This window comes from Eximiradius sp. (genome assembly GCA_937127445.1).
Taxonomy (GTDB): Bacteria; Bacteroidota; Ignavibacteria; order Kapaibacteriales; family UBA2268; genus JAKIZO01.
In genome coordinates this window covers 88,692-102,040 of record CAKZLY010000002.1, presented here as the reverse complement: position 1 = coordinate 102,040, position 13,349 = coordinate 88,692, and the positions used below count along the sequence as shown (strand labels likewise).

Here is a 13,349-nt window from a genome sequence, read left to right as displayed (position 1 = left end):
TGAAAAGTAGGAAAGGCTGAAATATAAATGGGGCTGTCGAATTAGAAAGCCCCATTTACATAATAAGTGTATTAGAAAAATGGTTATATGTCTAAATTTTTAACATATTGTGCATTTCGTTCAATAAATTCTCTACGAGGTTCAACTTTATCGCCCATAAGAGTTTGAAATATTATAGCTGCTTTTTCCGCATCTTCAATATTTACACGTAATAAAGTTCTTTTTTCGGGGTTCATTGTGGTTTCCCACAACTGTTCAGGGTTCATTTCTCCAAGCCCTTTAAAACGCGAAACAACAATTCCACCCTTTAATTTTACTTCTTCATTCCCCTCGTTTATTTCTTCTTGTTCCTCATTGGTTTGTATTTTTGAATTAGGACTATCTTTCATCAATCTTTGGATAATACTATCTCTTTCTTCTTCATTATTTGCATAGTATTCCAATTTCCCTTTTTTTATTTTGTAAAGCGGAGGTTGAGCAATGTAAAGCATTCCTTTGTTTATTAGATCACGCATATATGTAAAAAAGAAAGTCAGCAATAATGTTCTAATGTGAGAACCATCCACATCTGCATCCGCCATTAGTATTATTTTTCCATATCGAACTTTTGATACATCGAAATCTTTTTCTTTACCATTTCCATTGCCATTTGAACTGCCATTCTCTTCACTATTAGGCTTGTGAGAAAAACCAGCTCCAATTGCAGCGATAATAGTTTTAATTTCGTCATTTTCTAAAATTTTATGTGGAGTCGCTTTAATTACATTTAAAATTTTACCTTTCAGAGGGAGAATAGCCTGGAAACGTCTGTCTCTTCCTTGTTTTGCAGAACCACCAGCAGAATCGCCCTCAACAATAAATAATTCAGTATCTTCGGGAGAATTGAGTGAACAATCTGCAAGTTTCCCAGGCAAAGTTGAATTTTCGAGTGAATTTTTTCTGCGAACAAGTTCACGTGATTTACGTGCCGCAATGCGCGCCTCAGCTGCAGAATTAGCTTTTTCGATAATTTTTTTTGCTTCGGAAGGATTAGAATCTAAATATTCTCCTAATTTCTCATTTACAATTGACCTAACAATACCTTCAACTTCTGCGTTGCCTAGCTTGGTTTTGGTTTGTCCTTCGAACATTGGGCTCGAAACTTTTACAGATACAATAGCAGTCAAACCTTCCCGGAAATCTTCTCCCGTAAGTTCAAACTTATTCATCTTGTTGTTCTTTGCATAATCGTTCAGCGTGCGAGTAAGAGCTGAACGGAAACCACTAACGTGCGTACCACCTTCTATTGTATGAATATTATTTACGTAGCTCAAAAGAGTTTCACCATAAGAGGTGTTATATTGAAAACAAATTTCTACCTCAACATTTGGATTGTCGTTTTTTCCGTAAATGTACACTTGCTTTGTTATTGGAGTGTTGGTGCTATCGATATAACTAACAAAATCTTTTAAGCCGCCTTGGTATCGGTATTCTTCTTTAATTTCTTCTCTTTCATCTATTATTGAAATTTTTACTTCTGGATTTAGAAAAGCAAGTTCACGAAGCCTATCTGCAACGCGTTCAAATTTAAAGATTACAGTTTGAAATATTGACGGGTCTGGATAAAATTGTATTATTGTCCCAGTTGAATTAGTGTCGCCAATAATTTCCACATTTGTAACTGGAATACCTTTTTCATAGATTTGTTGAAAAATTTTTCCTTCTCTTTTTACTGTTGCAATCAATTTAGTTGATAAAGCGTTTACACAAGACACACCGACACCGTGCAAACCACCAGATACTTTATATGTATTATTATCAAACTTTCCACCTGCGTGCAAAGTGCACATTACGAGTTCTAATGTAGAAATGTTTTTTTCTGGGTGAATACCTGTAGGAATACCTCGTCCATCATCTTCTACTGAACAAGATCCATCTGAACGAAGAGTAACAAATATATTTTTACAAAATCCTGCAAGCGCTTCGTCAATCGAGTTGTCAACAACTTCATTAATTAAATGATGCAAGCCTCTTTCGCTAATATCGCCTATATACATTGCAGGACGTTGCCGAACAGCCTCTAATCCTTCTAAAACTCTGATGCTTTCTTCGGTATATTGAGAGTTTGAATTCTTGTTTTCTAATTCGAGTTCTTGGAAATCGTTTACCATATTTTCTCTAATTCACAATAATTTATTTACAAAAATACGAAAAATCAGCGAATTTTAATAGATTTAATAATGTTTTTTCCACAATAGGAATTGAGCTTGTCTATAAGCAGTTGTTTCCGAATAAGCATTTCCGTTCGCCAGGTGGACGAATCAGCTTTTAAATGAAGTACACCATCTTTAAGTTTCAGTGGTGCTATATGTTCAGCGAAGTTTTCACCAACAGTTTTTATCCATTCTTCCTTTATTTTAGCAAATGCGATACCTTCGCCCCAGTCGTTTAGTTCAATTAATTGATTAATAATTTCCTTTAATGAATGAATATTATCAGAATTCATTATTCATCAACGCTTTCGAAAAGATTAATTATTTCGTCGGGTGTTTTGCTATTCAAAATTTTTTCTCTGAATTCATCGTTGTTAAGAAATCTCGAAATTTTGCTAAGCAATCTCAAATGCATGCCAATATTATTTTCTTTTCCCAAAAGCAGAAAACAAATATTTACGGGTTCACCATCGAGAGAGTGAAAATCAATAGGAGCTTTCAGTGTTGCCATTGCAGCAACTGGTGCTTCGATATATTCAGTTTTAGCGTGTGGCAGGCAAATGTTTTTACCAATACCCGTAGACATTATTTTTTCACGTTCCATTATGCTTTTCAGCACAGCAGCTCTATTTGTGATTTTTCCTGAATTCATTGCCAAATCTGTAATTTTTTCAAGCAAATCTTGCTTGTCTTTTGCTTCAAGACCAACTTGAATACAACTCTTCGACAGCACTTCGTTGATTTTCATTTCACACCTCAATAGTGAGTTTTCGAATATACAAAAATCTGAATTTAATTTTGATTATCAAAAAAAATGTTACTATGTTTGTTAAATTTTTTTCAACATTTAATCCTTGCAATGAATACATTTGGTCGTATATTCAAAGTAACGATTTATGGCGAAAGTCATAGTTCTTATGTCGGAATTACAATCGATGGTGTGCCTGCCGGTATTTCGCTTGCACCAAATGATTTCACAACTGAGTTAAGTCGAAGAAAAAGTGGGGCTTTTGCTACAACTCAAAGAACTGAAAACGATATTTCAATTGTTACTTCCGGTGTATTCAATGATAAAACTACCGGGACACCTTTGAATATCGTTTTTGAAAATAACAATATAGATTCAGCAAATTACACTATCGAACAATATAATAAACCAAGACCGGGACATACCGATTTTGTATCATTACATAAGTATTTTGGGTTTGCAGATTACCGTGGAAGTGGCCATTTTTCTGGTCGACTCACAGTTGCTCTTGTTGCTGCTGGTGTTGTAGCAAGAAAAGTTTTTCCTTGTAGTGTCAACACAAAAATTATTGAGATTGGTGGTCAACAGGATTACCAGCATTTATTAAATCAAGCTGTTGAAGAAGGTGATTCATTGGGAGGAGTTCTCGAAACTGTTATTAATGACGTCCCTATCGGATTAGGAGAACCTTTTTTTGATAGCGTTGAGTCATTAATTAGTCACATTGTTTTTTCTATTCCTGGAGCGAAAGCAATTGAATTCGGTGCAGGATTTAATTCCGCAAAAATGTTTGGTTCAGAGTATGCTGATTCGATAATTAATTCTGATGGGACTACTAATACTAATAATTGTGGTGGAGTAATTGGTGGAATTACCAATGGAAATAATATTGTTTTTCGTACTGCATTTCATCCACCAGTCAGCATAAGAAAAAAATTACAAACTTACAATTTTGAAAATAAAGCGATAGATGAAATACAAACATCGGGACGCCACGATAGCTGCTATGTCTTACGTGTTCCGCCTATAATTGATGCTTGCGTTTCTATTGTTTTGGCTGATTTGTATTTAATTAGACAAACTCAAATTTTGCAGAAATAAATTTTTTATATTATCTTACAAGTATGAAATATTATAGATATATATTTATTCTACTGATTATTCTTATTTTTCAAAAATCATACTCTCAATTATTTAATTGGGAAAAACCTGAAAATATTTCTACAATTAATACAAGTAAAGATGAATTTGCACCTTTTTTCGATAATCGTTCTTTAACTTTGTTTTACAATTCCACTATAAGCGGTGTTTCTCAACTTTATTGGGTGCAAACAAAAGATAACTTTGCTTTTGGGAAACCTGTTTTACACAAAAGCAAACTCAACAATTCTAAAGAAAATCGTTCTTATTTCTATTTTAGCGATAATGGGACTATTTATTTGTCAAAATTTCGTCAAACTTCAAAGTTCCCAGTGCTGAATCTTGCTATTTCTGAAATATATCGAAATAACTACTCTGAACCAACATTCATAGAACAACTAAAATGTGATTGTTTTGTTTCTCATCCTACTTTATCAAAAGATGGAAGAATGCTTATTTTTTCATCTAATCGTAATAACAAAACAAATTTAGATCTCTTTATTTCCTTTAAAAACAACGATGCTTTATGGAGTGAACCAATAGAACTTTCAGAAATTAACTCTGATGGGAATGAAATCACACCTTTTCTGTATAACGATAGTCTTCTATTTTTTGCTTCCGATGGGTTGTACGGTATTGGAGGTTATGATATTTATTATAGTGAATTTTTGGAAGGAAGTTGGCAAAAACCTATTCCACTTAACGAGATAAACACCGAATTTGATGAGAGCGATTTCATTATGCTCGAAAATGGATTTGCTATTTTTGCATCAAATAGGCCATTCGGTGTGGGAGAATTAGATTTATATCTGCTAAGACCCAAAATTAATAAAGTAGATGAAAGTAAAAATCCTGCTTTACTTGTCAAATATAGTCCATTGGAAATAAAAGCTAAAAGAACTATATCTTATATTTCTCTTGATTTGTCTATGCCACTTACTTATTCAAATGATTACTTTAAATTTGATAATAGTATAAATTGTGTTGATAATGAAATTGAATTTAATTTTTCAAAATATTCACCAATTAGTTATTTATTTCAAATTGCTCTTCTTTATTCAAAATATCGAAATGATATTCTGAGTATTTATGTTTCAAAAGCTATACCTTATGAAAATTTCCAAAAAATACTAAATGATTTCTGCAATAAAATTGGGTTTAATGAAAATAAAATCCAATTTATTCAGGATAATAGTATTTGTGAAAATTGTTTTAAAATAGACGTCAAAGAGAAAATTACTTTACGAAATACTACTGTAGAGACTGAATTTTCAAAATTATACTTAGAATTCGAAATAGAAAATATTCCAATTAACAGTGAATTGATTGTTTCTTCAGATAACTTGAAAAAAGATATTCAAACTTTTAAATTAAATTCGTCCAAATTAACCAATGAAATAGACATCAAAGAACAAATAGAAGATTGTAAATTTGACGAATCACTCGACTTTAGTTGTTATGCTATTATTAATTCTGACACGCTATTATTATCAAATTTGAGCATTCCTGTTTTAATAAGTACTGCAAAAACTCCAATTATGATTAGAAAGAATGATAAAATATATTTCTATTATTTATTGAAATTTTCTGATGATTATGATAAATTTATTAAATCTAATGATAATGAATTAAATATGATTAAACAAAATTATCAAATTGCAAGTTCTATCGATATTCTTTTTGATGGTTTTAATAGCGAAAAAATAAAAAAGATTATGAATGAGAATAGATTGTTCCCTAACAAAATAAATTTTTTACAAATAGATAGAAACCGAGATGATGTATTTTTCGAATTCCCAAATCATTTTTGGATAAGAGTTGAGGTAAAAAATTAATAAACTTTTTAGGAGTTTTTATGAACTGGTATGTTGTAATTATTTTATTGTATTTAGTTGCTTTAACAATTTATAACTTTTCTCAATCTAAAAAAGTCAAAAGCAAAGACGATATGATGGTGGCAGGGCGTAGTTTAGGTGTAACCAAAATGGTTTTCACTCTGGTGTGTACGTGGATTGGTTCAGGCACATTTATAGCAGGAGCTGAATTTGCATATCGTGCAGGTTGGAGTTCGCTTTGGATGCCAGCTGGTGCTTGGGCAGGAATAGCTATTATTTACTTTTTAGCTGCAAAAATTAGAACATTTGGGCAATATACCATTGGTGACATTTTAGAAGAAAGATACGGCAAATTTGCTCGACTTTTTGGAGCAATTGCATTGATTATAGCTTTTACTACTATTGTATCATATCAATTTCGTGCTGGTGGTTACATTTTAAATGTCATTACAGATGGAGCTGTATCCGTCGAAGCTGGTCAGGCTATTGCAGCAGGGTTTGTTATTTTATTTACTGCTTTGGGTGGTATGATTGCTGTTGCTCATACAGACTTACCAAATGGAATAATTATCGTTTTAGCTTGTATTGTTAGCGTGCCGTTTGTTGTAGCTGCATCGGGTGGCTTGTCTGCACCAGCAGAAATATTACCACAATCTCATTTTGAAATTTTTTCTTCTGAATTTGGTCGTTTTCCCGCGTTGAAAGGGTTCTCATACTTTTTAGCTACAATGTTCTTATTACTTGGCGTTCAGAGTATGTATCAAAAGTTCTACAGTGCTAAAACTCCGGCTGATGCAAAAAAAGCAGTATCATTATGGATTATTGGGACCATTGTAGTTGAAACAGTGGTGATTGTGATTGCTATCTATGCTTCTTCATATTTTTGGGGGAAAAGCGATTTTGATCCGGCTTCAATAGTGCTCCAAGCTGCAAAGTTCTTAACGCCTGCTCCTGTTGGTTTGTTGTTACTTGCGGCAGCAGTTGTAGTTGTCATTTCTACCGGAATGAATTATTTATTAAGCCCTTCCACTAATATTATCCGTGATATTTATCAAAGATTTATAAATCCAAATGCTGAAGATAAAAAAATTGTGGCTTTACAAAAAATATTTATTGTCATTATCGGCTTTGTTGCATTTTTAATAATTTTTATTCCTACATATTATAAAATGAATTTGTCTGTGTTAAAATATGCATATTTTGCTTATACAGTATATGGTGTTGCTATTACTCCATCATTGATTGCTGCATTAAGCTGGAAACGTGCTACCAAGGCTGGTGGAGTTGCAAGTATTATTTCAGGAACTATTTCGGTGATTATTTTAGATATTGTTATTCCTGCTATCTTTCCATTTGTTATCTATGATGGTGATCCTTGGGGAATTCCAAGTATCTACCCCTCAATTATTATTTCGGTTGGGACTCTATTTATTGTTAGTCTCTTAACTCCAAAACCTTCACCTGAACAACTCGCGAAACTATTTACTGAAAAATAAACATGGATTAATTAGACAAAAAAATATAAGAGGCTGTCTAATTGCAGCCTCTTTCTTATTAATTTATGTTCTATATTAAATTATTTGTTAGTGAGTGTTAACTTAATTTATTTATTAATTGTCAATAAATTCACTAGCACCGTGGCATTTTTTATATTTTTTCCCGCTTCCGCACGGACAAGGGTCGTTTCTACCTACTTTTACTTGAGTATTACGAATAGTCTTTGTCGTAGATGCTTCTGGTGATTGTTGTGCTTGGGGAGCTCCCATAATAAATGATGGTACTGTTGATGAATGTTCATATTGAACGTTTCTTTGCGAATAAGTAGTATTTCTGTACGTCGGAACAGATTTGCGTCTGTCTTCTTCGTTAGAACGCACAATTTGAGGAAAATATCTAAATGCAAATTGAATAAATGATTTATTAATATCCTTAACTAATTCCAAAAACATATCGTGTGCTTCTTGTTTATATTCGAGTAATGGATCTTTTTGTCCGTAAGAACGCAAATGTATTCCTTCTTTTAAATCGTCCATACTCCTTAAATGATCACGCCATTTTTCGTCAATTGTTTGCAATATCGCAACTTGTTCCAAACGTGCCATAAATTCACTGCCAAGCATTTCTTCCTTTTTACTATAAAATTCCAGAGCAATAGATTTTGCACGTCGAACAAACTCATCAATTTTCATTTTTTCAAAGTCTTCCTCACTCATCGGAATATCACAAAGCAGAGTTGTGCGTAAAGAATTTCGTAATCCTTTCACATCCTTATTCGGATGATGAATTTCATACAAATCAATTAAGTAGTCTTCAACATATTCGAATATTTCACCTTTTAATCTATCACCTCTAAGTGCAGCACGTCTCCTTGAATAAATCACCTCTCTTTGATGATTCATTACATCATCATATTCTATTAATCGTTTTCTAATGGCAAAGTTGTTTTCTTCGACTTTTTTTTGAGCATTTTCCACTGCCTTTGTAATCATTGGATGTTGAATTGGTTCGCCTTCGGGTATTTTTATTTTTGACATAACACTGGCGATTCTATCGCTCTGGAATAATCTCATCAAATTATCTTCAAGAGAAATAAAGAATTGCGAACTTCCTGGGTCACCTTGACGACCTGCTCTTCCTCGTAGCTGCCTGTCAATTCGTCGAGCATCGTGGCGTTCTGAACCAATAATTGCCAAACCTCCGTTTTTCTTTACATCGTGGTCAAGCTTAATATCAGTTCCACGGCCTGCCATATTAGTTGCAATTGTAACTGCACCTTTTCTACCGGCTAAAGCAACGATTTCTGCTTCGCGAGCGTGATGTTTTGCATTCAAAACATTATGCTTAATTCCTTGACGAGTAAACATTTTGGAAAGTATCTCTGAAACTTCAACGGAAGTTGTTCCGACCAGTACAGCTCGACCTTCTTGAAGAATTTTTTTTGTTTCATCTAATATAGCGTTGTATTTTTCGCGTTTTGTCCTATAAACTAAGTCATCATGGTCAATTCTAATAACAGGTTTGTTTGTTGGAATAACAACTACTTCAAGGTTATATATTTTTTCAAATTCAGCAGCTTCGGTTTCAGCTGTTCCTGTCATGCCGGCTAATTTTTTGTAAAGACGAAAATAATTTTGAAGTGTGATAGTTGCAAGAGTTTGAGTATCTCGCTCTACTTTTACTCTCTCTTTGGCTTCAATTGCTTGATGAAGACCATCTGAATATCGGCGTCCTTCAAGAATTCTACCGGTGAATTCATCTACTATTAGAACTTTTCCATCTTGAACAACATATTCAACGTCTTTTTCATAAAGAGAATAAGCTCTAAGAAGCTGAGAAATTGTATGAATTCTATCGCTTCTTTCAGCAAACAGATAATACACTTGATCGATTTTTTGTTGCTTTTCTTCTGATGTAAGTGTTTCATTTCCTTCGATAGCGCTAAGTTCGGCAGCTATATCTGGAATTACAAACATATCGGGATCTTCTTGACTTTGGCAAAGAAGCTGTCGCCCTTTTTCCGTAATATCAATTTGATGATTTTTTTCATCAATTGTGTAATAGAGTTCTTCATCAATCTCTGGCATTCGAGCGCCTTTATCACGCAGGAAGAAAAGCTCGGTTTCCTGGCGCAATTTTAGATTTTCTGCATCTTGCATCAATTTTAATAATTTCTTGTGCTTTGGCAATCCTCGGTGAGCACGAAATAAAAGCACACCAGCAGCATCGCGATCCTCTTTTTTCCCAGTTGTTAGTAATCGTTCTGCTTCAGCTACAATTTCGTTTACCAACTTGTTCTGAGCTTCAACAAGTCTTTTAACTCTTGGGTTCATTTCTTCGAATTTTTGGTCAGCAGAAGGAACTGGTCCAGAAATAATAAGAGGGGTTCTTGCTTCGTCAATCAAAACTGAATCGACTTCATCAACAATTGCGTACCAATGTGGTCTTTGAACAATATGTTCAGGATCGACCACCATATTATCGCGCAGATAATCAAAACCAAATTCATTATTAGTGCCATAAGTAATATCACAATTGTAAATACGCTTTCTTTCCGAAGGTTCCATATTTGATTGGATTGCATCTACTGTAAGTCCCAAAAATTCATATACAGGTTTCATCCATTCACAGTCACGTTTTGCAAGATAATCATTGACTGTAACAAGGTGGGCACCTTTCCCAGCAAGAGCATTTAAATATAGTGGCATTATCGCAACAAGAGTTTTTCCTTCACCAGTTGCCATTTCAGCGATTTTACCCTGATGCAATACTATTCCACCAATTAACTGCACATCATAGGGAACCATATCCCATATATAGTGTTGCCCGGCGTAAGTATATGCATATCTCTGGTCAGCAAGACGCTTGCAAGCTTGTTTTACGACTGCATAAGCTTGCGGTAGTAATTCATCTAATTTTTCTTCAATTCTTTCAAAAATTTCTCTATCAAGCTTTTTAATCTTGTCATTAATTTCAATTACCTCATCAGCTGTTAATTCGGACGATTTGAGCTGATTTCCGAGTTCCAGCTTTTGATTTTCGAAATCAGATATGGCAAATTTAATGATTTCTTGAAATTCAAGCGTTTTTGCTTTAATTTGCTCATCAGTTAGACTGTTAAATTCATCATAATATCGATTGATTTCTTTGACAATTGGCATTATTTCTTTAATGTCTTTGTCGCTTTTACTTCCAAATATTTTTTTTAGTATACCAAGCATTTTCTTTAATTCCAATAATAAACAACTTACTTAAAACGAATAATAGAACATTATCATTTAATTATAAAAACAAAAATAACAGTTTTTTAATTAATACTATTATAATGTTTGTAAAAAAATCATAAAAGTATTATTTTACCAAAACTTTCGGCATAATTATTGCACTTGTTGATAATTAATAAGTATTTGAGGTTGAAATGAATAATGCTTTAAATAGGTTACAATTCGAAAATGATTTACCTTATGGTTTTTCAAATAAAAAAGCTACTGGCAGAATGCCAAATCCATTACCAGATAGAGTATTTTTGAATTTAGGGTGTGGCAAAGATATAAGAGATGGCTTTATTAATATAGATTTGTTCAGCGACGATCCACGTGTTGTCTATGGTGATGTTCGGAAACTCGAACTACCCGATAATTCTGCTGATTTGATATTAGCAAGTGATATTTTGGAGCATTTTTCGCACCGTGAAACGCAGAGCATTTTAAATGAATGGGCAAGAGTTTTGAAACCGGGCGGTGAACTGATTATTCGTTGTCCGTCTTTGAGATTGCAAGTAAATGCTTATGTCAATGGTATTTGGAACGCAGATGTTGCTTCATATATGATTTTTGGAGGACAAACTAATCCAGGTGATTATCATTGTGTTGCTTTCGACGAACAATCAATAAAAGATAAGTTGCATAAATCTGGATTAATTGTTACAGAATTTTACGAAGAAGACACTCCTCAAGACAGAGGATTTATTAATTTAAATATGACTGTTCGGGCAATTAAGAGGAAAATTGATCAGGAATTGTTTGAAAGCACTCCACTTCCTGAGGTAATTGCTAAGGAAGAAAAGCAAGAGAATACTACAAACGAAGATTTTTTTGATATTGACGACTTAATGAATTTATCAAATGATTTTTTAGTATCTGAAATTGATACTCATAATGTTCCAATAGAAGATGCCCAAGAAATTGCTACTACCAAACTACAATTAAACATAGTTTGGGAAGGTTCGCAATTTGTATATCATTCTCTTGCTTTAATTAATCGAGAACACTGCTTAAATATTATCGAAACAGAAGCTACAAACCTTACAATTGTCCCTTACGAGCCTGACGCTTTTTCGCCCGATTTATTCCCAAAATATAAAAAATTGAAAGAGAACGATATTCGATATAAACAAGATGTTCCTGATGAAGTTGCTCGGCTACCATATGTCTGGATTCGTCATCAATGGCCTCCAAAAGCTGAGCCTCCGAAAGGTGCAAAATGGATTATTATGCAACCTTGGGAATACACTGCTCATCTTATTGATTTTGTTGAAATTTTCAAACAGGCTGTCGAAATTTGGACACCTTCTAATTTTTCTCGTCAAAGTTTTATTAATTCAGGGATTGATTTTGATAAAGTCCAAGTTATTCCTAATGGTATTGACCCAGTACTATTTAAACCTTATGGTGAAAAGTATCAGCTTAATACCACAAAGCGAATCAAATTCCTATATCTTGGAGGGACAATTTATCGGAAGGGCTTTGATATCTTATTATCAGCATATATGCAAACTTTTACTGCTAATGATGACGTATGTTTGGTAGTGAAAGATATGGGAGGCGATAGCTTCTATCGTGGTCAAACTGCTAAAGATATGATATTAAGAGCGAAACAAAATCCAAATGCACCAGAAATCATCTACATTGATGATTCAATGAGTGAGGAAGAAATAGCTGCTCTTTATCGTGCGTGTGATGTATTTGTTAGTCCATATCGTGGTGAAGGTTTTTCACTACCTACTCTTGAAGCTATGGCGTGTGGTTTGCCAGTAGTAGTTACTCGTGGAGGTGCAACTGATGACTTTACCGATGAAAAATGTGCCTGGTATTTACCTGCTGAAAAAATAAATATTGGGAAAACACTTGATGGTAAATTATTTACAAATGAAGCATATCTCCTCGAACCAGACCGCGACCATCTATCTGCAACTCTAAAATATATTTTTGCTAATCCGACAGAAGTCTTTTCTGCTGGATTAATTGCTTCTGTAAAAGCAAGAAAATTCTGGACCTGGCGGAATTCTACCATTAAACTTCTATCAAGAATTGACTTCTTGCAAGGAACAAATTTAGCCCAAATTGCAGAGAAAAAATTGCCTGTCTTTGCTGATGATTACATTATCTTGGGTTTTGCAGAGAATGAATTTATTTCAGGTAATTACGAGAACGCTATTGGACTTTTCTCTTCCTTAATGGAGGAAAGTTCTATTCTTGATGAATTGGGCAAAACTCATGTATTAAATCGGATGGCACAATACCAATTGTTAAAGGGAAATATTGAAGAAGCCGAGAAAACAGTAAATACTATCAAACAAAACTATCGTCCAAATTTAGACACCGATTATCTATATGCTAAAATATTAAAAGCAAAAAGTAGAAATGATGAAGCTTTTGAACTGTTGACACAAATTTTTGATAGATGGACAAAAGAAAAATTCAACTGCACGCTTGGAGAAAAACTTGATGATATATTAACTTTTTGTGGCGAAATGTCACTTGAAGAAAATGATTTAGAAGGTGCACATCAATATTTCTCTGCTGCATTGAAATTAAATCCAGAAAATTCACTGGCCTGCCTGGGAGCTGGTAAGTGCTTTGAAAGGATTGGACACTACGATTCTGCGAAAACTATGTTTGAATGGGCAAAAAAACTTAATAAAAGCTATTAAGATTA

The 13,349-nt window shown here is 33.6% G+C and carries 8 protein-coding genes; 4 read left to right on the top strand and 4 right to left on the bottom strand.

What is annotated here, in order from left to right; translation table 11 throughout:
* Positions 1–83 precede the first annotated feature (83 nt).
* The 3 genes from gyrB to AC6QZF_RS00450 are packed head-to-tail and all read right to left on the bottom strand — an operon-like array spanning position 84 to position 2,940.
* Positions 84–2,150 carry a DNA topoisomerase (ATP-hydrolyzing) subunit B gene (gene gyrB / locus AC6QZF_RS00460; protein WP_499797916.1) on the bottom strand — a complete coding sequence of 689 codons (2,067 nt, stop codon included), beginning with the start codon at positions 2,148–2,150 and terminating at the stop codon, positions 84–86.
* Positions 2,151–2,194: 44 nt separating this feature from the next.
* Positions 2,195–2,485, bottom strand: coding sequence for a DciA family protein (locus AC6QZF_RS00455; RefSeq protein WP_499797915.1), 291 nt, complete (start codon positions 2,483–2,485; stop codon positions 2,195–2,197).
* Positions 2,485–2,940 carry a PTS sugar transporter subunit IIA gene (locus AC6QZF_RS00450; protein WP_499797914.1) on the bottom strand — a complete coding sequence of 152 codons (456 nt, stop codon included), beginning with the start codon at positions 2,938–2,940 and terminating at the stop codon, positions 2,485–2,487. The genes AC6QZF_RS00455 and AC6QZF_RS00450 overlap by 1 nt, the downstream gene beginning before the upstream one ends.
* A 111-nt stretch (positions 2,941–3,051) precedes the next feature.
* Here AC6QZF_RS00450 and AC6QZF_RS00445 point away from each other — a divergent pair, with 111 nt between their 5' ends.
* Genes AC6QZF_RS00445 through AC6QZF_RS00435 form a run of 3 tightly spaced genes read left to right on the top strand, consistent with a single transcriptional unit; the run spans position 3,052 to position 7,411 of the window.
* Positions 3,052–4,041, top strand: coding sequence for a chorismate synthase (locus AC6QZF_RS00445; protein WP_499797913.1), 990 nt, complete (start codon positions 3,052–3,054; stop codon positions 4,039–4,041).
* A gap of 23 nt (positions 4,042–4,064) precedes the next feature.
* The gene (locus AC6QZF_RS00440; RefSeq protein WP_499797912.1) at positions 4,065–5,915 is read left to right on the top strand and encodes a hypothetical protein; all 1,851 of its coding nucleotides are present in this window, start codon (positions 4,065–4,067) and stop codon (positions 5,913–5,915) included.
* Between the two features lie 20 nt (positions 5,916–5,935).
* Entirely contained in the window at positions 5,936–7,411 is a 1,476-nt protein-coding gene (locus AC6QZF_RS00435; RefSeq protein WP_499797911.1) for a sodium:solute symporter family protein, read from the top strand.
* A gap of 114 nt (positions 7,412–7,525) precedes the next feature.
* On the opposite strand, the gene secA is transcribed toward AC6QZF_RS00435, so the two are convergent.
* On the bottom strand, positions 7,526–10,633 hold the full coding sequence (gene secA, locus AC6QZF_RS00430; RefSeq protein ID WP_499797910.1) for a preprotein translocase subunit SecA: 3,108 nt from the start codon (positions 10,631–10,633) through the stop codon (positions 7,526–7,528).
* Between the two features lie 197 nt (positions 10,634–10,830).
* On the opposite strand from secA, the gene AC6QZF_RS00425 reads away from it, so the two are divergent.
* Positions 10,831–13,344, top strand: coding sequence for a glycosyltransferase (locus tag AC6QZF_RS00425; RefSeq protein ID WP_499797909.1), 2,514 nt, complete (start codon positions 10,831–10,833; stop codon positions 13,342–13,344).
* Positions 13,345–13,349 lie beyond the last annotated feature (5 nt).